This is a genomic window from Salinibacterium sp. GXW1014 (genome assembly GCF_044769865.1).
Taxonomy (GTDB): domain Bacteria; phylum Actinomycetota; class Actinomycetes; order Actinomycetales; family Microbacteriaceae; genus Homoserinimonas.
On record NZ_JBIZWA010000001.1, the window covers coordinates 1,072,456 to 1,093,528 of the forward strand.

At 68.4% G+C, this 21,073-nt stretch carries 24 protein-coding genes and 1 tRNA gene; 15 read left to right on the plus strand and 10 right to left on the minus strand.

What is annotated here, in order from left to right; genetic code table 11:
- Positions 1–4: 4 nt before the first annotated feature.
- The gene (locus ACIQK7_RS05410; RefSeq protein WP_403022017.1) at positions 5–598 is read right to left on the minus strand and encodes an NADPH-dependent FMN reductase; all 594 of its coding nucleotides are present in this window, start codon (positions 596–598) and stop codon (positions 5–7) included.
- A gap of 100 nt (positions 599–698) precedes the next feature.
- Between ACIQK7_RS05410 and ACIQK7_RS05415 the strand changes: the two genes are divergently transcribed.
- Positions 699–1,211 carry a MarR family winged helix-turn-helix transcriptional regulator gene (locus ACIQK7_RS05415; RefSeq protein ID WP_403022019.1) on the plus strand — a complete coding sequence of 171 codons (513 nt, stop codon included), beginning with the start codon at positions 699–701 and terminating at the stop codon, positions 1,209–1,211.
- Positions 1,212–1,455: 244 nt separating this feature from the next.
- Here the strand turns inward: ACIQK7_RS05415 and ACIQK7_RS05420 are convergent, their stop codons facing one another.
- Positions 1,456–1,797: an ArsR/SmtB family transcription factor gene (locus tag ACIQK7_RS05420; RefSeq protein WP_403022021.1), complete on the minus strand. Its 342-nt coding sequence runs from the start codon at positions 1,795–1,797 to the stop codon at positions 1,456–1,458.
- A gap of 83 nt (positions 1,798–1,880) precedes the next feature.
- Here ACIQK7_RS05420 and ACIQK7_RS05425 point away from each other — a divergent pair, with 83 nt between their 5' ends.
- From ACIQK7_RS05425 to ACIQK7_RS05440, 4 genes are all read left to right on the plus strand, one after another.
- Positions 1,881–3,191, plus strand: coding sequence for an FAD-dependent oxidoreductase (locus ACIQK7_RS05425; protein ID WP_403022023.1), 1,311 nt, complete (start codon positions 1,881–1,883; stop codon positions 3,189–3,191).
- 44 nt (positions 3,192–3,235) lie between these two features.
- Complete coding sequence (arsB, locus tag ACIQK7_RS05430) at positions 3,236–4,312, plus strand: ACR3 family arsenite efflux transporter (RefSeq protein WP_403023991.1); 1,077 nt, start codon at positions 3,236–3,238, stop codon at positions 4,310–4,312.
- The gene (locus tag ACIQK7_RS05435) at positions 4,309–4,707 is read left to right on the plus strand and encodes an arsenate reductase ArsC (RefSeq protein WP_403022025.1); all 399 of its coding nucleotides are present in this window, start codon (positions 4,309–4,311) and stop codon (positions 4,705–4,707) included. Before arsB ends, ACIQK7_RS05435 begins: the two co-directional genes overlap by 4 nt.
- A gap of 141 nt (positions 4,708–4,848) precedes the next feature.
- On the plus strand, positions 4,849–5,163 hold the full coding sequence (locus ACIQK7_RS05440; protein WP_403022026.1) for a thioredoxin family protein: 315 nt from the start codon (positions 4,849–4,851) through the stop codon (positions 5,161–5,163).
- A 125-nt stretch (positions 5,164–5,288) separates the two neighbouring features.
- On the opposite strand, the gene ACIQK7_RS05445 is transcribed toward ACIQK7_RS05440, so the two are convergent.
- From ACIQK7_RS05445 to ACIQK7_RS05460, 4 genes are read right to left on the minus strand one after another with little or no spacing between them, the layout of a single operon-like run.
- Positions 5,289–6,290 carry an NAD(P)-dependent alcohol dehydrogenase gene (locus ACIQK7_RS05445; protein WP_403022027.1) on the minus strand — a complete coding sequence of 334 codons (1,002 nt, stop codon included), beginning with the start codon at positions 6,288–6,290 and terminating at the stop codon, positions 5,289–5,291.
- Between the two features lie 2 nt (positions 6,291–6,292).
- Positions 6,293–6,523, minus strand: a complete 231-nt coding sequence (locus ACIQK7_RS05450; RefSeq protein ID WP_403022028.1) for a helix-turn-helix transcriptional regulator — start codon at positions 6,521–6,523, stop codon at positions 6,293–6,295.
- Positions 6,523–6,996 carry a hypothetical protein gene (locus ACIQK7_RS05455; RefSeq protein ID WP_403022030.1) on the minus strand — a complete coding sequence of 158 codons (474 nt, stop codon included), beginning with the start codon at positions 6,994–6,996 and terminating at the stop codon, positions 6,523–6,525. The genes ACIQK7_RS05450 and ACIQK7_RS05455 overlap by 1 nt, the downstream gene beginning before the upstream one ends.
- A gap of 20 nt (positions 6,997–7,016) precedes the next feature.
- On the minus strand, positions 7,017–7,682 hold the full coding sequence (locus tag ACIQK7_RS05460) for a GntR family transcriptional regulator (protein WP_403022032.1): 666 nt from the start codon (positions 7,680–7,682) through the stop codon (positions 7,017–7,019).
- Positions 7,683–7,821: 139 nt separating this feature from the next.
- Between ACIQK7_RS05460 and ACIQK7_RS05465 the strand changes: the two genes are divergently transcribed.
- The 7 genes from ACIQK7_RS05465 (at position 7,822) to ACIQK7_RS05495 (ending at position 15,152) form a co-directional block, all read left to right on the plus strand.
- Positions 7,822–8,667, plus strand: coding sequence for an ABC transporter ATP-binding protein (locus ACIQK7_RS05465; RefSeq protein ID WP_403022034.1), 846 nt, complete (start codon positions 7,822–7,824; stop codon positions 8,665–8,667).
- A gap of 2 nt (positions 8,668–8,669) precedes the next feature.
- Entirely contained in the window at positions 8,670–9,563 is an 894-nt protein-coding gene (locus tag ACIQK7_RS05470) for an ABC transporter permease (RefSeq protein WP_403022035.1), read from the plus strand.
- 95 nt (positions 9,564–9,658) lie between these two features.
- Positions 9,659–10,690: an ABC transporter substrate-binding protein gene (locus ACIQK7_RS05475; RefSeq protein ID WP_403022037.1), complete on the plus strand. Its 1,032-nt coding sequence runs from the start codon at positions 9,659–9,661 to the stop codon at positions 10,688–10,690.
- A gap of 23 nt (positions 10,691–10,713) precedes the next feature.
- The gene (locus tag ACIQK7_RS05480; protein ID WP_403022039.1) at positions 10,714–11,361 is read left to right on the plus strand and encodes a cysteine hydrolase family protein; all 648 of its coding nucleotides are present in this window, start codon (positions 10,714–10,716) and stop codon (positions 11,359–11,361) included.
- Between the two features lie 4 nt (positions 11,362–11,365).
- Entirely contained in the window at positions 11,366–12,640 is a 1,275-nt protein-coding gene (locus tag ACIQK7_RS05485) for an MFS transporter (RefSeq protein WP_403022041.1), read from the plus strand.
- The gene (locus ACIQK7_RS05490; RefSeq protein WP_403022043.1) at positions 12,637–14,337 is read left to right on the plus strand and encodes an asparaginase domain-containing protein; all 1,701 of its coding nucleotides are present in this window, start codon (positions 12,637–12,639) and stop codon (positions 14,335–14,337) included. The genes ACIQK7_RS05485 and ACIQK7_RS05490 overlap by 4 nt, the downstream gene beginning before the upstream one ends.
- 203 nt (positions 14,338–14,540) lie before the next feature.
- Positions 14,541–15,152, plus strand: a complete 612-nt coding sequence (locus tag ACIQK7_RS05495) for a TetR/AcrR family transcriptional regulator (protein ID WP_403022045.1) — start codon at positions 14,541–14,543, stop codon at positions 15,150–15,152.
- Positions 15,153–15,186: 34 nt separating this feature from the next.
- Here the strand turns inward: ACIQK7_RS05495 and ACIQK7_RS05500 are convergent.
- Positions 15,187–15,257, minus strand: a tRNA-Gly gene (locus ACIQK7_RS05500).
- A gap of 47 nt (positions 15,258–15,304) precedes the next feature.
- Here ACIQK7_RS05500 and ACIQK7_RS05505 point away from each other — a divergent pair.
- The gene (locus ACIQK7_RS05505) at positions 15,305–15,835 is read left to right on the plus strand and encodes a GNAT family N-acetyltransferase (protein ID WP_403022047.1); all 531 of its coding nucleotides are present in this window, start codon (positions 15,305–15,307) and stop codon (positions 15,833–15,835) included.
- Positions 15,836–15,979: 144 nt separating this feature from the next.
- A complete protein-coding gene (gene dcd / locus ACIQK7_RS05510; protein ID WP_325209907.1) occupies positions 15,980–16,585 on the plus strand; it encodes a dCTP deaminase in 606 nt (201 codons plus the stop codon).
- A gap of 39 nt (positions 16,586–16,624) precedes the next feature.
- Here the strand turns inward: dcd and ACIQK7_RS05515 are convergent, their stop codons facing one another.
- Positions 16,625–17,254, minus strand: a complete 630-nt coding sequence (locus ACIQK7_RS05515) for a ThuA domain-containing protein (RefSeq protein WP_403022049.1) — start codon at positions 17,252–17,254, stop codon at positions 16,625–16,627.
- A gap of 39 nt (positions 17,255–17,293) precedes the next feature.
- Positions 17,294–18,160 (minus strand): alpha/beta hydrolase, encoded by an 867-nt coding sequence (locus ACIQK7_RS05520; protein WP_403022051.1) that lies wholly within the window; start codon positions 18,158–18,160, stop codon positions 17,294–17,296.
- A 67-nt stretch (positions 18,161–18,227) separates the two neighbouring features.
- Between ACIQK7_RS05520 and ACIQK7_RS05525 the strand changes: the two genes are divergently transcribed.
- On the plus strand, positions 18,228–18,875 hold the full coding sequence (locus tag ACIQK7_RS05525) for a TetR/AcrR family transcriptional regulator (RefSeq protein WP_403022053.1): 648 nt from the start codon (positions 18,228–18,230) through the stop codon (positions 18,873–18,875).
- Here ACIQK7_RS05525 and ACIQK7_RS05530 read toward each other — a convergent pair.
- On the minus strand, positions 18,872–20,995 hold the full coding sequence (locus tag ACIQK7_RS05530; protein WP_403022055.1) for an MMPL family transporter: 2,124 nt from the start codon (positions 20,993–20,995) through the stop codon (positions 18,872–18,874). The genes ACIQK7_RS05525 and ACIQK7_RS05530 overlap by 4 nt on opposite strands.
- Positions 20,996–21,073: the final 78 nt, after the last annotated feature.

Genomic DNA, 21,073 nt, shown 5'->3' on the forward strand with positions numbered 1-21,073 from the left:
CGGGTTACGCCGCGATGGTCTCCTGCGAGACGCGCACAGAACGGAGGGCGTTGGCCCACGCGACGACCTGGCTGACCTGCGTCTGCAGCTCCTCGGCCTTGTTCTCGGCGGGCGTGAAGGAGGGGGCACCCTCGGCCATGCCGGAGAAGTCGGTGAAGAGGGAGAACATGACGTGCTGACGCACGTCGGCCATCTGCAGCTCGCCGAGCACCTGGCGGAGGTGCTCGCCGGCGCGAACGCCGCCCATGGAGCCGTAGCTCACGATGCCGGCGGCCTTGTTGTTCCACTCGGCGTTGACGTAGTCGAGCGCGTTCTTGAGCGCGCCGGGGATCGAGTGGTTGTACTCGCCCGTGACGAAGAGGTAGCCGTCGAACTCACCGATCTTCGAGGCCCAGGCGTTCGCCGCGTCGCCCTGGTAGTTGCCGGCGCCAGCGGGGTAGGCCTCTTCGAGGAGCGGCAGCTTGTAGTCGTGCAGGTCGACGAGCTCGAACTCGACGCCCTCGGCCGCGGCGTTCGCCTCGACCCAGTCGCCCACCATGCGGCCGAGGCGGCCCGGGCGGGTGCTGCCGACGATGATGCCGATCTTGAGGTCTGACATTGAAGTCCCTTCGTGAAAAGCTGTTGGCCACCATTTGGTGACGCGTCAACAATAACTCCTACTGGTTGACGCGTCAACTAAGCGGTACAATTGTCGAATCATGGCCGCAGCATCCGAGATCGACGACAGCGAATGGATGGCGTGGCGTGGCCTGCAGGTCATGCAACGCCAGCTTCACGCTGCCCTCGAGGAGCGACTGCAGGCAGATGCTTCGATCTCGAGCCCCGACTTCGAAGTGCTGTCCACGCTCGCGAGCGCCGAGGGCAACGCCCTGCGCAGCGGCGATATGGCCCTGCTCATGGGCTGGGAGAAGAGTCGCCTCTCACACCAGGTGCGCCGCATGGAATCGCGCGGCCTCATCCGCCGCCGCGAATGCGAGACCGACCTGCGCGGCACCTGGATCGAACTGACGGATGCGGGACGCGACGCCGTCTCCGCAGCCCTGCCCGACCACAGGGCCGCACTGCGCAGCCTCTTCTTCGACCTGCTCAGTGACGACGAGAAGGCGGCGCTCGCCGGGGTTGCCGACAAAGTCATCGGCGCGATGGAGCCTGGCGCGTGCGATCTCGCCGAACGCGTGATGGGGTCCCCGGAGCCAAACGCCGCACGGTGAGCCGCGGCATCCGCTCGTCTGCTGCCGATCGGGTCTGATCCTCGGCCGGGGCATGGAGCGGTGTCTTCGTGCCAACGCAACTTCGGAGATTTGGCGACACGCCGGGCGGGCGGACTCGATCCTGCGGCGTGTCGCCAAATCTCCGAAGTTGCGCTGGGTTGAGGCAGCAGGGCGACTCGGACATCTTCGGATGCTGTCGACGCGTACCTCGATAGCTACCTGAACCTCGGGGAGAGGCGAACGGCTAGACCAATCGCAGGGCGTTGGCCGCGGCCTCCAGCGCCCCCTCGGTGATGGCGTAGTAGGCCCACCGTCCACGCTGTTCGCGGGTGACGAGCCCGGCATCCGTCAGCAGCTTCATGTGGTGCGAGACGGTGCCCTGCGAGAGGCCGACGGGTTCGGTCAGGTCGCAGACGCAGGCCTCGCCGCGCTCGCCGGCGGCGATGAGGGAGAGCAGCCGAATGCGCGTGGGGTCGCCGAGCGCCTTGAAGACGCGGGCGATGCGCTCGGCTTCGTCGACGCTGATGGCTGGCGCTGCGCCGGTGGTGCAGCAGGCGGCATCGGTGACAGTGGCGGGCAGGGTCATGCCACCATCATCCCACGTATTGACATTCTTCGATAGATACCCCACAGTCGTCGTATTGAAGTTTCTCAATCTGAGGAGAGCGGATGTCGCAGCACCCCGTCATCGTCATCGGAGCCGGCCCACAGGGCCTCGCCGCCGCGGCGCACCTGAGCGAGCGCGGCCTCGACGTGATCGTGCTCGAGCGCGGCGCGACGGCCGGGGCTGCCGTAAGGGAGTGGGGTCACGTGCGCATGTTCTCGGCCTGGCCCGAGCTCGTCGATGCGGCGTCGCAAAGGATGCTCGAAGCGACAGGCTGGACGGCCCCCGCGAGCGGCTACCCGACCGGCGCGAAGTGGGCCAGCGAGTACCTCGTTCCCCTCGCGAACGCGCTGGGTGACCGCATCCGTTTCGGAACCCGGGTCACGGGAGTGAGCCGCCTCGGTCGCGACAAGGTCGCCGACCGCGGTCGCGCCGCCCAACCCTTCGTCGTGCACACGGTCGGCCCAGATGGCTCCGAGCAACGGATGCTCGCCCGAGCCGTCATCGACGCGAGCGGCACCTGGCAGCGCCCCGCCCCGGCGGGTGCCGACGGTCTCCCCGCGCTGGGGGAGCCGGGCAATCGCCGCGTCTCCTACCGGATTCCGGATGATGTCTCCGAGTGCGCCGGCCGTCACCTGCTTGTCGTCGGCGCGGGGCACTCGGCCATCCACGCGGTGCTGCGGCTCGCCGAGCTCGCCCGGAAGGCGCCCGGCACACGGGTGACGTGGGCGCTGCGCCGTGGCAGCGCAGGGAATGTCTTCGGCGGCGGTGGCGCCGATGGGCTCCCGGAGCGCGCCGCGCTTGGTGCGCGTGCCCGCGAGCTCGTGGACGCTGGCCTCGTCACCCTCGTGACGGGGTTCCGGGTGGCCGAGTTCCGCACCGCGAGCGACAGCGTGACCGTCGTCTCGGAGGATGGCCGCGAGATCGCGGACGTCGACCACGTCTACGCGCTCACCGGATTCCGCCCAGACACGAGCATCCTCTCGGAGTTGCGCATCGACCTCGACCCGGCGCTCGAGGCGGTCGCGGGCATCGCCGACGAGATCGACCCCAACATCCACTCCTGCGGCACGGTCGCGGCGACGGGCGCGCGGCAGCTCGCCCAGCCCGAACCGGGATTCTTCATCGTGGGCGCCAAGAGCTACGGCCGGGCTCCCACCTTCCTCGCCCTGACGGGCTACGAGCAGGTGCGCAGCGTCGTCGCGCACCTCGCGGGCGACCGGGAGGCCGCCGAACGCAACGAACTCGTGCTGCCCGAGACGGGGGTCTGCGGCGGTTCCGGCGACCTCGGCGAGACGGCGGCGGGCGGATGCTGCGCTCCGGCCACACTCCAGATTGGCCTCCGCCCCGGCGCGCCAGTGGGCGTGAACGCGTGAGCGTCGCGACGCAGCCCTCGCCCGTGGCATCCGCTGCTCGTCGCATGTCGACGCTCGACCGCTGGCTGCCCCTCTGGATCGGCCTCGCGATGGTCGGTGGGGTCGTGCTGGGGCGTTTCGTGCCTGGACTGTCGGAGCTGCTCGCCGCATTCGAGATCGGTGGCATCTCGGTGCCCATTGCCCTCGGCCTACTCGTGATGATGTACCCGGTGCTGGCGAAGGTGCGCTACGACAGGGTGGCTGCCGTCACGGGTGACAAAAGGCTGCTCGTGTCGTCGCTCGTGCTCAACTGGCTCGTCGGCCCCGCCCTCATGTTCGCGCTCGCCTGGCTGCTGCTGCCCGACCTGCCCGACTACCGCACCGGTCTCATCATCGTGGGGCTCGCCCGCTGCATCGCCATGGTCGTCATCTGGAACGACCTCGCCTGCGGAGACCGTGAGGCCGCCGCCGTGCTGGTGGCGATCAACTCGGTGTTCCAGGTGCTCGCGTTCTCGGTGCTGGGCTGGTTCTACCTCGCCGTGCTGCCCGGCTGGCTGGGGCTTAACACGCAGGGGCTCGACATCTCGATGGGCGAGATCGCCGTCAACGTGCTCATCTTCCTCGGCATCCCCCTCCTGGCCGGGTTCGCGTCCCGCTTCATCGGGGAACGCCGCAAGGGCCGCGAATGGTACGAGGCGAAGTTCGTGCCCCGTATCGGCCCGTGGGCGCTGTACGGCCTGCTCTTCACGATCGTGCTGCTCTTCGCGCTGCAGGGTGAGCAGGTCACGTCGCGGCCAGCGGATGTCGCACGCATTGCCCTGCCCCTCCTCGCCTACTTCGCCGTCATGTGGTTCGTGGGGTTGCTCGCGGGTCGCGCACTGAATCTCGGCTACGCGCGCTCGTCCACGCTCGCCTTCACGGCGGCCGGCAACAACTTCGAACTCGCCATCGCGGTCGCCATCGGCACCTTCGGTGCCACCTCCGGCCAGGCGCTCGCCGGGGTTGTCGGGCCACTCATCGAGGTGCCCGTGCTCGTCGGCCTCGTTTATGTGTCGCTCTGGCTCGCCCGCAAATGGTTCAACACCGACCCGTACGCCGTGCCATCCACCGCCTCGTCCACCCAGCAAGGAGCATCCGCATGACCGCAAAGCCCTCCGTCCTCTTCGTCTGCGTGCACAACGCGGGCCGCTCCCAGATGGCCGCGGGCTTCCTGCGCCACCTCGGCGGCGACCGCATCGAGGTGCGCTCCGCCGGGTCGATGCCGGCCGACCAGATCAACCCGACCGCGGTCGAGGCGATGGCGGAACTCGGCATCGACATCGCCGGCGAACAACCCAAGGTGCTGACGACGGATGCCGTACAGGAGTCGGATGTCGTCATCACGATGGGCTGCGGCGATGTCTGCCCCATCTTCCCCGGCAAGCGCTACGAGGACTGGGAGCTCGACGACCCGGCCGGGCAGGGACTGGATGCGGTGCGCCCGATCCGCGACGACATCCGCGCCCGCATCGAGCAGTTGGTGAGTGAGCTGGCCTGATCTGATTTGAACTGGCGGGTCTCCACCGCAACTTCGGAGATTTGGCGACACGCCGAGACGGCCGGTCAGATCCGGCGGCGTGTCGCCGTTTCTCCGTAGTCGCGGTGACCCCGTCGACGTGGCCTGGCGTACGGTCGAACTATGGACCATTCGGCGCAGGGGGTGCAGCTCGAGTTGTACACGTCCAGCTTCTGCGCCGCCTGCCGCCAGACCCGCACGGTGTTGCACCACGTCGAGCGGATGCTTCCGCAACTGTCACTCGTCGAGCGCGACATCGCCGCACACCCCGACCTGGCGGAGCGCGACAGCATCGTGGCGACGCCGACCGTGATCATCCGCTCGCCCGATGGTGCAGAGGTGCGGCGCGCGACGGGCGTGCCCTCGGTCGCGCAGGTGCTGCACGCGGTCGCGCTGGCGACGGATGATCCCCCTCAGGAGCCGGGGAGCCGCGCGTAGCCGAGGCGACCGGCGTGAGCCCCCAGCGCTCCAGGTTTCTGCGTTCCGCGGCTGACGTTTCAGTAGCGCGTGGCCAGAACCTGTAGCGAGCGCTGACCCGCCGCCTTCCGGCGGCGCCCCCAGCCTCACTCCGCCAGCACGACCACCTTGCCGACCGTGTGCCCGGCATCCACATGCCTGAGGGCATCGACCGCTTCGGGCATCCGGCACTCCCGCTCGATCACGGGCGTGAGCGTGCCGTCGGCGACGAGCTGCACGAGCTCGGCAAGCACCGCCTGCTTCGGCATTGCGGTGAGAGATTTCAACTTGCGCGATGACCCGATCGACCGCACGCCCGCCTGCAGGATGCGCCCGATCGGCCCGAGCACGCGACCGCCGGTTCCGGCGACCATTGAGAGCGCGCCGCCCTCACGCAGCAGCCGCTGCAGTGTCGGCAGGGGTGTCGTGCCGACGATGTCGATGATCTGGTCGAAGCTCGCGGCGTCGAAGGTGGCGAGGTCGGCGCCGCGGGAGTCGAAGGTGCGCGTGGCGCCGAGCGACTCGACGAGGGCGCTGTTGCGGGGGCTGCACAGCGCCCACACCTCCGCCCCGCGCAGGGCTGCGAGTTGCACCGCAAAGGTGCCGACGCCGCCGGATGCCCCGATCACGAGCACTCGCGACCCGGTCCGCACTCCGGCGCTCTCGAGTGCCTGCCAGGCGGTGCCGCCCGCGATGGGCAGCGTCGAGGCGAGGGGCGGGGATACCGCGTCCGGCCTCCGCACCAGCCGCTTGGCCGGGGCGATGACGTAGGGGGCGAGGCCGCCGCCCGGGAGTTCGCCGACGACCTCGTCGCCCACACTCCAGCCGTCAACGCCGGGCCCGATCGAGACGACCGTGCCCGCGACATCCATGCCCCGAACGGGCACGCGGGGGCGGCGCAGCCCGAAGACGGCCCGCACCAACATGGGGTCGCCGCGCATGAGGCGGATGTCGCCGGCGTTGATGCTCGTCGCGCGCACCCAGAGCAGCACTTCGCCCTTGCCCGGCGCGGGGACCTGCACCGTTCGGCTCGCGACTGTTTCGGGGCCGCCGTACTGGGACTGTGCCCAGGCGGTCATGGTGGTGGGGGTGGTGGCCTGGGCATTCATTGCTAGTCCTCCGTGCTTGTCGGGTACTGGAATACGTCGTCGAGTCCTACGCCGAAGACGCGGGAGATCTGGAAGGCGAGCTCAAGCGAGGGCGAATACTTGCCCTGCTCAATCGCGATGAGGGTCTGCCGGGTGACGCCGACGCGGCGGGCGAGTTCGGCCTGCGTCATGTCGTCGTTGTCGGCGCGAAGTGCCCGGATGCGGTTGGTCACCCGGGTCGGCTTGCCGCCCATCAGAAGCCCCGCCGGTAGGCGATGAGGCGGGCGAGGCCGCCGAGAAGGGCTGAGAGCAGGAACCCCAGGAAGAGCGCATTGCCTATCCAGAACCGGTGGGCATCGAGCATCACGAGGGCGAGCGCCCCAACCCCGCCGAGCACCAGGAACGCCTGCCCGACCCGGTCGCCGAGCCATCCGATCTCGCGGTCGCGTTGGTCGGAGGCGGATGCGTCGTCGCGGTTCACCATGCCCGCGACGATCCCCCACAGGATGCTCACGGCGATCGACACGACGATGGCGCCGCCGATCGTCCACAGCATGGGCGCGATCCAGCCGATCTCGTCGATGGGTCGCGTCGCGAGCTGTGGCAGCACGATCGCGAAGTACATGATGCCGCCGCCGAGGCTGGCGATCATCTGTGCCCAGGTGTTGCGTTCGATGTAGCCCACGATGCCCTCCGGATGTCTAACTTTCTTTACATCGGACAGCATGCGCCTCTTTGCGGCGCGTGTCAAGAATTTTTTACATGGTCCTCTGCGACCGTGGTCAGCACGTCGTGGGGGAACAGGTGGTCGCGGATGAGTCGCGCCGCCTCGTCACCGTCGCCAGCCGCGATCGCCGCCGCGAGTGCGAGGTGCTCCTGCTTGCTCTTCTCGCGCACGCCGTCATTCGTGCGCACCGCCGCGGCGAGATAGATGGAGGAGATCTGTCGCAGGTTCGTGAGGATGTTCACCAGGAGGGACGCCCGCGCACTCTCGATGACGGCCATGTGGAAGCGACGGTTGGCGTCGAGCCACTCGACCTCCGTCTCTGCGGCGACTGACTCCTCGGCGAGCGCTCTGATCGCTGCCACGTTCTCCGGCGACGCATGGGTCGCGGCGAGCTTCGCCGCGAGGGGCTCGAGCAGCAGCCGGATCTCGTTGACCTCCCGCGCCTCCTTGGGGTCGAGGTTGCGCACGCGGGCCACCCGCTGGGGGTCGACGACGACGAGGCCCTCTGTTGCGAGGTCTCGCATCGCCTCGCGCACGGGGGTGACGCTGACCCGCAGTTGGGCGGCGAGTTCGGTCTGCTTGAGCGGGTGGCCGGGTCGGTAGACGCCGCTCAGGATGTCTTGGCGCAGTCGTTCTCGCACCCAGACGTGGGCGGTGCGGGGTGGGGCTGCGTCGAGCTGCGTCATCGTGCTCCCTCGCTCTTTCTCGAGCCGTTGTCTTCCGTCTAGGCCGAAACACTCTGTTCACGAAACGGCACCAGCGCCGGAAACATTCGCCCTGTTCTATGGGGTCTATAGATTATAGATCCTTCATTGGAGGTCCCGCGTGACTATTGCACCCTCGCCAGCGCTTCCGCCCATGGATGCGATGAGTCCACCGTCCGCCCAGCTTGTCGTCGACGATGTCTCGCGCTACTTCCAGAGCCCGGACGGCTCGCTCGTGGAGGCACTCGTGGGCGCCAACCTTCAGGTGCGCGAGGGCGAGTTCATCTCCCTGATCGGTCCGAGTGGTTGCGGCAAGTCGACGCTCTTCAACCTCATCGCCGGCCTTGACGAGCCCTCCTCCGGGAGCATCGTCGTGGACGGCGTGGAGCGCAACGGCCAGCAGGGGCTCGTCGGGTACATGCTGCAGAAAGACATGCTGCTCCCCTGGCGCACGGTGCTCGACAACGTCGTGCTCGGCCTCGAGATCGGCGGCGTCAAGAAGAAGGAGGCATACGCGATCGCGAAGCCCCTCCTCGAGACCTACGGCCTCGGCAGCTTCATGGACCGCTACCCCAGCCAGCTCTCCGGCGGCATGAAGCAGCGGGCGGCCCTCCTGCGCACGATCCTTTTTAACCGCGACATCATCCTGCTCGACGAGCCCTTCGGTGCTCTTGACGCGCAGACCCGTGAGCACATGCAGGAGTGGCTGCTCGACCTCTGGGACGACTTCCAGAAGACGGTGCTGTTCGTGACGCACGACATCGACGAGGCGATCTACCTGTCCGACCGCGTCTTCGTGATGTCCGCCCGCCCCGGGCGCATCGTCGCGGAGATGCCCATCACGCTGCCGAGGCCCAGGCACAGCTCGATCTCCACGAGTCCCGAGTTCGTCGCGCTGAAGGCCGAGGCGCGCGAGTACCTGAACAGCGCGCACCGTGTCGGCGGCCGCATCGTCGTGGAGGACTGAAGATGACTGAAACAGCGGTCCGGATGCCCAACGCGCCACAGCTGGCGCCCGGCACGGAGCAGGCCCTCAGCAGGCTCTCTGAGCTCCGCAAGGCGCCCGTCCTGGCGGCGCGACGGCGGCGCAGCACCAAGGAACCGGCCTCGTGGTGGGTGAACACCCTGCGCATCGGGGTCGTCGTGGCCGTCTTCGCCCTCTGGGAGATTGGTGCCAGGGCCGGCTGGATCGACACCTTCTTCTGGAGCCAGCCGAGCCGCATCTGGGACACCGCGCTCATCACGATCCAGAACGGCGACCTCTTCGTCAACGCACGATTCACCTTCGGGTCGACGATCGCCGGCTTCCTCATCGGCGTCATCGGAGGTGTGAGCATCGGCCTCTCGTTCTGGTGGTCACGCACCTACGCCCTCGTCGCGGAGCCCATGGTGATCGCCTTCGAGGCCATGCCGAAGCTCGCGCTCGCCCCCATCATCGTGCTGGTCCTCGGCATCGGTATCTCCTCGAAGATCGCCATGGCGACGGCCATCGTGATCGTGATCCAGATCCTGAACACCTACACGGCAGTCCGTGCCGTCGACAAGGACCTGATCACCCTCCTGTACTCGCTCGGCGCATCCAAGTGGCAGGTCTTCCAGAAGGCCGTGTTCCCCTCCGTCATCCCGTGGGTCATCTCGAGCCTCCGCATCGCGATCGGCCTCGCGCTCACGGGTGCGGTCGTCGGCGAGTACATCGGTTCACGGGAAGGCCTCGGGCGCATGATCCAATACGCCGGCTCCACCTACGACATCGCCCTCATCTGGGTTGGCGTGTTCACGCTCGCCCTCCTCTCCGCGCTCCTGTACGTCGTCGTCTCGCTGCTCGAGCGCTGGCTCATCAAGGGCGTCGTGCACAGCAACTGATGCACGCGCGGGCGTGAGCCCCGAAGCATCCGCTCGACTGTCCTGCCCCATCCCGCACCCAACACCCTGCATCCGCGTTCCACGAAAGGAATCACGTGACTCACAAGAAGTTCGCCCTCCCCAGCGTCGGCGCCGCCCTTGCCCTGACCGCCCTCGGCCTCACCGGCTGCACCGCCCCCGCGGGCGGGGCTCCCAGCGCGAACGGTGACGAACACGTCACCCTCACGATCGCGGAGCCGGTGCACGGCGTCGGGTACCTGCCGCTCTACGCCGCCATCGACAGCGGCGCGTTCGAAGACGTCGGCATCACCGTGGAGGTGACCACGCTCACGGGCGGTGGCCACGTCAACTCGGTGCTCTCCGGCGAGGTGTTCGGCTTCATCGGCGGTGTCGAGTCCGGTGCCGTCGCGAACGTGAAGGGCGCCAGCCTCAAGGGCGTCGTCAACGTCGTCAACCGCGGCAACGTCTACTTCGTCGCCCCCGAGGGCGAGGAGCCCGCAGCGGGCGACGATCTCGGCGACTACTTCGCCGGCAAGACCATCGTCGGGGGTCGTCACGGCGGCACCCCCAACGCGATCCTTCGCCACATCCTGATTGAGAACGGCATCGACCCGGATGCCGACACGGTGCTCCAGGAGCTGGAGGACTCCTCCGCCATCCCGGCCGCGATGTCGGCGGGATCCGCTGAGATCGCCGTCGTCGCCGACCCGCAGCTGGGGATGGGCGTCTCGCAGGGACTGTGGTCGGAGCCCTTCCTCAACGTGCCGCAGGAACTCGGCCCCTACGCCTACTCGTCGATCGTCGTGCCCGAGAAGACCATCGATGAGAACCCTGAACTCGTGCAGCGCTTCGTCGACGCGCTCATGAAGGGCCAGGAGCTCATCGAAGGCGACCCCGAGTACGCCTTCGAACTCGCCAAGACCGAGTTCCCCACGCTCGACCCCGAGGTGCTGCAGGCAACGCTCGACCGCACCTACGCCGACCTGCTCTGGGACGGCAGCTGCCTCTCCACCGAGGCGATCGAGACGAACCTCAAGGTCGCGCGCGCCGGCAAGATCCTCGACGACTCCGACGTGCCGCAGTCCTACGACACCGTCGCCACCACGAAGTTCACCGGCGACTGCTGAACCCCAGAAGAGGAGAAACCGACATGACCAGCTACTCCGCAGAGCGATTCGCTCCCGCAACCACCGCCCTGATCGTCGTCGATGTGCAGAACGACTTCTGCCACCCTGAGGGAGTCTCCGCCCGCAAGGGGCACGACGTCTCAGCTGCCGTCGAAATGGTTCCCCGTCTGCAGGCGCTCCTCGACGAGGCGCGGGCCGTCGGTATGCCGATCGTCTTCATCCAGACGACGCACGACCTCAGCGTCGACTCCGAGGTGTGGAACACGCGCATGGGAGACATGGATACGCCTGAGTACGACCCGAACTGCCGCACCGGCACGTGGGGTGCCGAGTTCTACGTCGTCGCGCCGGAGGAGGGGGAGCTCGTCGTCAACAAGCATCGCTACTCCGCATTCGCCGGCACCGACCTCGACATGGTGTTGCGCACGGCCGGGGTCAAGACGATCCTGCTGACGGGGGTCGCGACCAACGTCTGCGTCGAGTCCACGCTGCGCGACGGCCTCTTCCTCGACTACAACGTCGCCCTCGTGCCCGACTGCTGCGCCGCGTACTCGCCGGAGCTGCACCAGGGCACGATCAACAACGTGCGCGGGATGTTCGGGGCGGTGCTCGACTCGGGTGACCTGATCGAGATGTGGCCCCCCGTCGCGGCGGCCGCGCTCATCGCCTGATCACGTGGCACGTCGTCACGGCGCCGGGGCCGCGGTCTTCGCGGCCCTCGGCGTCTTCTACTGGACCGCCCACTCGATGATGCGACCGCTCGTCGGCACGTATGTGCTGAGTCTCGGTGGCACGGAGGTCGATGCGAGCATCGCGCTCGCATCCTTCTCCATCTTCCCCACCGTGCTGGCCGTGCTCATCGGCGGCTTCGTGGACAGCTGGGGCGGCAGGCCGCTGCTGATCGCGGGCGGCTCGCTCATGTTGACTGGCGGCGCCCTCATGGTCATCCCCGACCTGACCACCGTCGTCATCAGCCAGGTGCTCCTCGGCCTGGGAACGCTCTGCGTGTGGGTGAGCCTGCAGGCATCCATCACCAGCGCGACGGGGGGCCTCTCGCGCGACGATCGAGCCCGACGCATCGCGACCTTCACCGTGTTCGTGTCGTTCGGCCAGATGGTGGGCCCGGCGGTTGGCGGCGCGCTGCAGAGTCTCGGCGGCTATGTCGTCGCCTACTCCGCCTACGCAACGCTCTCCCTCGCGCTCCTCATCGTGGCCATCGCCGCGGCGCCCCGCTCGACCGTGCAACGCCAAGGCCGTGGCATCCCGATCATCAGGCCGTACGCCGAGGCCGCCGCCCTCCTGAAGAACCGCCCAGTCGTCATCGCCGTGTTGCTGAGCTTCACGGCCCTCATGCTGCACGACATCCGCTCGGCATGGCAGCCGCTCCTGCTGCACGGTGCCGGGCTGGAGCAGTGGCAGATCGGGCTTGTCATCAGCGCGAGCGCGCTCGCCGGATTCGGGGCTCGCCCGTTCTTCGCCCCCTGGCTGCGGGTGCTCGGAGTGCCGCTCTTCGCAGGCCTCGTGGTGGTCATCGGAGCGACGACGGCCATGCTCGCCACCGTGGCACCGGGGAACATGACCTTCCTCATCGCAATCGGCGTCGTCAACGGGCTCGCCGTCGGGTTCGCCCAGCCGCTCTCGCTGACGCTGCTCTCCGACGAGGTGCCGCCGACGCAGCTGGGAATCGCGTCGGGCCTGCGTTCCGCTGGCAACCAGGCAGCGCTCCTCGCGAGCCCGGCAGCCTTCGGCGCGGTAGCGGCCCTCTCCAGCCTGAGCGTGGCCTTCCTCGTCGTCGGAGGCGCTGCCGCACTCGTCGGGGTCGTGAGCGCCGCCCTCCTCCACTTCCACCGCCCCGCGTCGCCGCCCGACGGCGCACTCGACCTTCCACCGTCCGGAGCCCTCGACGTGCTCGTCGAGGGGCAAGCATCCCTGCAGAAGGAGACACGATGACCGTGGCCAAAGCGCGCATCGCGCACCTCAGCGGCCCGACCGCAACCATCCAGAACACGCCGCCCCTCGTGACCTCGAACAAGGCGCGCTCGCAGCGCGGACTTCCGCTGCTGACCGACGCGGCGGGGGAGCGGTTGCGTTTCGATGCGCTCCGATCCCAGCGGCTGGCCCTGCCGGCAACCGTGTATGTCGAACAGTTCTCGGCGCACCCCTTGGAGGCGGATGCCGCTGAGCTCTACGGCCCGCCGGATGGGTGGGTCGGTACCGACGGTGTCGTGCGCGATGAACCTTCGGCGGAGGGTGACACCCCCGTGTATGCGATCGAGCTCCGCCCCGAAGACGGCTTCTACCCGCTGCCCTATATGGCCGTGCAGGCAGACGGCAGCGCCTGGGAGGAGGAGATGGCGGTGCCGCTCGGTTCGGCATCCGCGGCGCGGCAGGGCTTCTTTCCAGACGGTTCGTGGAGCTTCGAGGAAATCGACCGCCTCGGCATCGAGGAGGGGGGCACCGCGAGCGCGATCTCGTCGCGCGCCACCGTCGACTTCTACCGGGTCGCTCCTCCGGCCGGCTACAGCAAGGGGCTTGCCGCAGCCAAGCGCACCGATGTCGGCGAGGGTGACATCCCAGCGGAGATTCGTGGCCGACACTTCAACGCCTACAAGCCCGTGCACCTCTCCTCGGTGCCGGCACGTCCCGCGCTCGCCAAGATCACGAACGATGTGCAGGCGATCGCGTCATCCGGCGACTACGACGGCCTCATCTGGACCCAGGGGAGCCCACAGGTGGAAGAGACCGCGTACTGGATGAGCCTGCTCATTGACACGACGCTCCCCATTTGTGGCAACTCGGCGCAGCGCCCGCAGGGCCTCATCAGCGCCGACGGGCCCAAGAACATCGTCGATTCGGTCTCCTTCATCGCGTCGGGTCGCTGGGCCGACGCTGATGGCCGCAATCGCTGCGGCGTGGTCGTGATCGAGGAGCAGCAGTACTTCGCGGCGCGGGAGGTCTACAAGTCCGACGCGCGGCCGGGCAACTACCGTGCCACTGGAGGCCACGGCGGCATCATCGGGCAGACAACCCACACCGGTGCCATCCACCTCACCTACCTCCCCGCCTACAAGCACACCTATCTCTCAGAGATGCGCACCACAGTCCTGCCGAGCACGGTCAAGGCCGCAGCTCTGGTCGACGGCTCGCTGCGATTCGTCGAGGTGGAGGTCAAGGATGCCGAGGGTCGCATCACCGAGCACGCCATCCCCTCCGTCTCAATCGTCAAGGAGGGCGGCTACTTCGACGAGGAGTGGGATGCCACGGCTGACGACCTTCCGGTACTGCAGGCGATCATCGAGCAGAAGCTGGCCCTCCGCCGACTCGGGGGTATCGTCACCGAGGGGCTCGTGCCCTACGGACGGCTGCCATCCAAGGCATCCGCAGCACTCCTGGAACGAGCCGTCTTCAGCGGCATCCCCGTGGTCGGTGTCGGCCGCGGAGCCCCCGAGGGCTTTGCCGACCCAACTCCACTCGTGGTCGCCGGGTCGAACCTCACCGCGATCAAGGCGCGCCTGCTGCTCATGGCGGCACTCATGAAGCTCGGCTCCCTGCCCATCGCGAAGGATCCGACAGCCCCGACCGCGGAGGAGCGCGCGGCGACGATCTCGGCGGTCAGGGCCTACCAGGAGCTCTTCGACACGCACTGACCCTCGCGCACCGCCCCTCGCCCGCACCGCTGCTCAGTGAAGTGGAGCAGGCGCCCTGCTGCTCGCCTTCAGCCTTCACGGCCGTGCGGCTCCGCCGCGCTGCAACCACCCGCAAGGCGTAGTCGAAGCGTGACCGGGGCGGGCCATTGCGTGTCGGCCCCGGTCACGTATCGTGTGTACTTACGCGATCGAGGGAGGTCCACATGGCCGAGGGCCTGCGGGAGCGCAAGGTGCGCCTCACTCGACGACGGATAGAGAAAGCTGCCGTCGACTTCGCCTACGAGGGCGGCATCAAGAGTGTCACGGTCGAGCAGATCTGCGACGCGGCGATGGTCTCGCGCAGCACCTTCTTCAACTACTTCTCCTCGCTCGACCAGGCCATCTTCGGGCCGCCCCTCGAATACGATCCAGCGCTCACCGAGCGACTGCTGACGACCCACAGCGACGACCTGGTGGTCGCGGCATCCCTCATCGTGACCGAATCAGTGCGGGGCCAGACGGATGACGCGGTCACACGTCGGCGCCTCGCCCTGTTCGCCCGCGAACCGGGCACGACATCGGCCGTGTCCTGGGCCGCCCACGACAGTCGCGAGCGTCTCGTCGCCGTCATCGCCGCGTGGCTCGACTCCCACCGCGAACTGGCCCGCCTCCCCGATGACGACAGTGAGACGGAGGCGCGACTCATTGTGGCGATGTCGATCACGGTCGGCGACGAGGGAATCCGCGACCTGCAGGAGGTTGACGGCGAGCTCGTCATTGACCCGGCGCCGTACATCCGCGCGCGACGCCGCCTGGCTGCGGTGCTCGCCGACTGAACGCGCGGTCGATGCTCTGCGGAGGCCCTGACTGAGCGGATGACGGGAATCGAACCCGCGCTATCAGCTTGGGAAGCTGAAGTTCTACCATTGAACTACATCCGCATTTCCGGCGAACCGGACGCTCCCATACTAGCGAGTACCCTCGGATCGTGAACGACCTGCTCTTCAGAACTGCGATGGACGCTGACATTCCCGCGATCGTGGAGCTCGTGACCTCCGCCTATCGCGGCGATGCGAGTCGCCAGGGCTGGACCACCGAGGCCGACCTGCTCGAGGGGCAGCGCATCGACCCCGAGGTGCTCGCGGAGGACATCGCGCGGCCCGACAGCGTCGTGCTCTTGGCGGAACGGGACGGCACCCTCGTCGGCTGTGCCCACATCACGCGCGCGGGCGAGCGGGCGGCCTACTTCGGCATGTTTGCCGTGCGGCCAGACGGCCAGGGCGGGGGTCTTGGCAAGCGGATCCTCGCCGAGGCCGAGCGTCGAGCAACGGAACTGTGGGGCGCCACGGCCATGGAGATGACGGTGATCGAGCAGCGTCCCGACCTCATCGCCTTCTACGAGCGACGCGGCTACGGCCGCACGGGGGAGTTCCGCGAGTTCCCCTACGGCGACGAGCGTTTCGGCATCCCGCTCCGCGACGACCTGCGGATGCTCGTGCTCGCCAAACCCCTGCGGTAGCGCCCCGGGCGCCCCGCCCGACGAATGACTGCCTTTCGGACAGATGACTGCGCCGCGGCACGGTCATCTGTCCGAAAGTCGGTCATCTGCGGCCGAGAGGACCGCGCGACCGCGCCCGAGCATCCGTCCAGTAGTCTCGGTTCCATGCTGCTCTCCGACCGCGACATCAACGCTGAACTCGCCTCGGGCCGCATCGGCCTCACCCCCACGGAACCCGAGATGGTGCAGCCCTCGAGCGTCGACGTGCGGCTCGACCGCTACTTTCGCCTCTTCGACAACCACAAGTACCCCTACATCGACCCCGCCGAGGACCAGCCCGAGCTGACCCGCCTGCTCGAGGTCGACGCCGACAAGCCCTTCATCCTGCACCCGGGCGAGTTCGTGCTCGGGTCGACGTATGAGCAGGTCACGCTGCCCGACGACATTGCGGCCCGGCTCGAGGGCAAGAGCTCGCTCGGGCGCCTCGGCCTCCTCACCCACTCGACCGCCGGCTTCGTCGACCCCGGCTTCTCGGGCCACGTCACGCTCGAGCTGAGCAACGTCGCGACCCTGCCGATCAAGCTCTGGCCGGGCATGAAGATCGGGCAGCTCTGCTTCTTCAAGCTCACCTCGCCCGCCGAGCGCCCCTACGGCTCGGGCGCCACGTTCTCGCGCTACCTGGGGCAGCGGGGGCCGACGGCGAGCCGCTCGCACCTGAACTTCCACCGAACGGATGTCTCGGCATCCGACCTCGGACGCGTCGGCGGCTGACGTCCCGCTAAGCCCGCGCGGCCCACAGTGCGAGCCGCGTCATGAGCTCGCGTCGTCCCCCCCCGACTCGTAGGACTTCTCGTCGTGCCCCAGCGTGTCGACCGCGGCACGTGACGCGCCCACCTCGCGCACCCACGCCGCTGGCGCCGTGTCACCCTCGTGGTGGTGCTCGGCAACCGTGTGCCGAGGCCCGAGCTCTTCGAGCGCCAGGTAGCGTTCGTCGAACACGTCGAAGTCGCTGATCGGGGTGCCGTCGGGCAGGGCCAGCCCCGTCACGTGGGCGGTGTCGATCGGGGGATGCCACGAGACGTCCTGCACCCACCTTCCGCCGACCGTGCTCGCCCACTCGGGGTAGTCGGGCATCGACGAGAGCGCGCAGTGCACCGCGAGGATGCCGATGCCCCGCTCGAGCGCTGAGGCGAAGCCGTCGATGGACTGCTGCGGCGTTGTCCCCGGTCCGGACTCGGATGGCCCACCCGCGTTGAGTACGAGCAGCGCGACGCCGTCGAGCCGGGCCATCGCGGCATCCACGTCGTCGTCGATCTCGACGCTGAACCCGGCGGCCGTCAGTACCTCGGCGATCAAGGGCGAGGTGCGGGGGAACGGATGCCACGGGTCGGCGTAGCGACCCGAACCGGATGCGATGAGCGCCTTCATGCCGTCCACCATGCCCCAGAAGGTGTGCGCGCAACAGGAGGGCGGGTTGGCTCAGAGCAGGCGCACGTGTTCGGTCATCGGGCTGTCCACCCCGGAGACGAATGACATCACGGCATCCAGCGTCACGTCGGCCGAGAGGATGCGCCGGTGCCCGAGTCCCTCGGTGAGCACAAGTGTTGACCGGCCCGCGTGGACGGCGTGAAGTTGCTCCGACTGTGACGGCTCGACCACGGTGTCTCCCCGGTCGTGGGTGAGCAGCAGGGGTACCTCCGGCGGTAGCGGATTGAGCAGCGCCGAGTAGCGGTCGACGATTCCCGGGTGGTGTGGGAACACGCGCTGTTCGAAGAGGCGCCTCAGATGCGACTTGGTCTCGGCGCTCAGGCCCAGCATCCGACCGAACTGCTGCAGAAGGTGCGCTGGCTCGGCCACGCCCGCAATTCCGACGACACGATCGGTGACGACGCCATCGACGACGGATGCCACGGCCGAGGGCAGCCCGAAGGAGTGTGCGACGATCGCGCCGAAGCCGCCGTGGCGACGCTCGAGCTGACGGATGGCGTCGCTGTAGTCGAGCACGTGGGTGCGTCGGCCGCGGGAGTCGCCATTGGCGGGGGCGTCGAACGCGACGACGCTGTGCCCTTCGCTCCGCAGTTCCCGGATGAGCGGGGCGAACTGCGACGCCCGTCCGCGCCATCCGTGCACGAGGAGTACTGGGCGCTCGCCGTCGCCCCACGCGTAGGTGGTGACGCGGTGCCCGCGCACGGTGATGGTGCCGCGCCGCGCGGCATCGTGCGTGGCCATGTCCCTGGGGTGCACGGGGAGGCGGGGGCCGACCCGCCGGAACAGCGGCAGTGCAGCGTGGGCGGCGACGCGGGGCGAGAGGGCTTGGATGGCGGCGAAGGCGGTGCGGATGCTCACGGAGACTCCTCAAACAATACGAACGACCGTACATATAAAACAACACGGACGAGCGTACACTTAAACCATGAAAACGGGGAAGTCCGACGGACGGCGACTTCGCGGAGATCGTTCGCGACGCGCGGTGCTGGAGCGCGCGATGCAGATTGCGTCGACGGACGGTCTCGAGGGCCTCTCGATCGCTCGCCTCGCGAGCGAAGTCGAGGCAAGCAAGAGCGGAGTCGCCGCCCTATTCGGGTCCAAAGAGCAACTGCAGCTCACCACGATCGAGGCGGCGCGCGCGCTCTTCATGGACGTGGTGATCGACCCCGTGCGGGCGCACCCAAAGGGCGCGGCCCGCGTCGCTCGGCTCGTGCGCGCCTGGCTCGACTACTCCGAGCAGCGGGTCTTTGATGGCGGATGTTTCTTCCTCGCCGTCTCGGCAGAGTTCGACTCTCATCCCGGCCCTGTGCGAGACGAGATCGCCCGCGCCATCGCCGATCGGGACTCATACTTCATTCGCACGATCGACCATGCCATCGCGGCGGGTGAGCTGCCGAACTGCTCCGACGCCGAGCAGCTTGCCTTCGAGCTGACGGCGCTCGTCGAGACGGCCAACTCTCGATCCCTCATCTCAGGGTCGTCAGCACCCTACGGGCGAGCGGCCCGCGCCGCCGCCACCCGGCTCGAAGCGGCGGGTGCGGAGACGCGGGTCCTGGACCTGCTCTCGACCTAGCTTCGCGCCTCGACCCGCTCCTCGGCCTCGGCGATCGCCTCGGCCGAGTCCTCGACGGGTGCCGGCTCGGCCGCGCTGTGCTGGCGCATCCGTCCGTGGCGGGGCCACCAGAACCAGTCGCCCAGCATGAAGGCGAAGGCGGGCACGATGACGGTGCGCACGAGGAGCGTGTCGATGAGCACGCCGACGCAGACGATGATGCCGATCTGGGTGAGCGTGATGAGGGGCAGCACGCCGAGCACGGCGAAGACGGCGGCGAGCAGGATGCCCGCGCTCGTGATCACCCCGCCCGTCGCGGAGAGCGCCCGCACCATGCCGCGGCGTGTGCCGAGCTTCTCGGCCTCCTCCTTCGCCCTGGTGACGAGGAAGATGTTGTAGTCGACCCCGAGCGCGACGAGGAACAGGAAGCTGAACAGCAGCACCGAGGTGTCGAGTGCGGGGAAGTCGAAGACCGACTGGAAGAGCAGCCACGACGCCCCGACGCTCGCGAAGAACGAGCCGACGACGGTCAGCAGCAGGATGATCGGGGCGAGCAGCGAGCGCAGCAACAGCACGAGCACGACGAACACGACCACGAGGATGAGCGGGATGACGAGCATCTCGTCACGCTCCTGTGCCGCGGCCTGGTCGAGGCTCTCGGCGTCGATGCCGCCCACGAGCGCATCCGCGCCCTCCACGGAGTCGAGCTCGGTGCGGAGCTCCTCGACGAGCGCGAAGGCTTCCTCCGTCTCGGCGGCGACATTGAACTGCACGTTGACCTCGGCGATCTCGTCGTTGGAGTCGACGATGCGGGCGCTGTCGACCCCGTCGATCTCGAGCGCCGCCTCGACGACCTGCTCCGCGGCATCCGCGTTGGCGATCACGATCGCGGGGGAACCGCTGCCCGCCGAGAAGGCCTCGGCGATGATCTCCTGGCCGACGACGGCCTCCGGGGTCGACGTGAAGCGCTCGGTCTGCGCGAGCCCGACCTTGACGCCGGGCACGGCCGTCGCGAGGCCAGCCAGGATCGCGATACCGATGACGGCGACGATCGCGGGACGCTTCGAGACGAGCGTGCCGAGGCGGAACCAGAAGCCCCGCGCGAGACGGTCTTCCGACGTGACCTTGGGCACGTAGGGCCAGAAGAGCCTGCGGTCGAAGAGTACGAGCGCGGCCGGAAGCACGATGAGGGCGAACACCATCGCGACGACGATGCCGGCGGCGCACGCGATGCCGAGGGCACGATTGCCGGTCAGCTCGGCGAAGATCAGGGTCGCGAGGCTGAGGGCGACGGTGCCGCCGGAGGCGAGGATGGCGGGCCCGGCACCCTTGAGGGCGATGCGCATGGCTTCTCGCCGGTCCTCATGGATGCGCAGCTCGTCACGGTATCGGGCGATCAGGAGGAGGGCGTAGTTGGTGCCCGCGCCGAAGACGAGCACCGAGAGGATGCCGGTGATCGAGGCATCCAGTTCTACATCAAGCGCGGAGGCCACCATGTTGGCGATGACGGCCGCGACCGTGTCGGCGAGGCCGACGACCGCGAGGGGCACGAGCCAGAGCCAGGGGCTGCGGTAGGTGACGATCAGCAGGATGGCGACGACGATGACGGTCGTGCCGAGGAGCGTGAAGTTCGCGCCGGCGAAGACGCCCGCGAGGTCGACCGCGAAGCCTTCGCCGCCCGTCATGTAGGCGGCGAGGCCCTCGGGCAGCCCGTCATTGGCCGTCGAGCGGATGTCTGCGGCCCGGTCGGCGCGTTCGCCGACGTCGTCGATCACGTCGAGGGGAACGGGGAGGAGTGCCGCGGTGCCGTCTTCAGAGGCGGTCGCGGGCGGGAGGAACTCGCTCGAGGAGAACTCGATGAGTTCCTGCGAGCGCTCCATGATGGCGGCCATGTCGTCGTCGGTGAGCTCGTCGTCGTCGCGCGTGAACACGATGAGGGCGGAGCTCTCGTCGGCGCCGGGCAGGTCTTCCTGCAGCGCGGCCACCTTCGCCGATTCGGCGCTCTCGGGCAGGCCGGTCGCCGGTGCTCCGCCGTCGCTCTTGGCGCCGAAGGCGAGCAGCGCGGCGCTCGCGAGTGCGGCGACGACGAGCACGATCCATGACGTGCGCGCCGACGTGATGAAGTGCCTGAGTGCCTTCATGGCCTCTTCCCTTGTTGTCTGTGGTTGCGTGATCGGCCTGCGTCATCGGATGCCGAGGAAACTATATACCTAAACGCT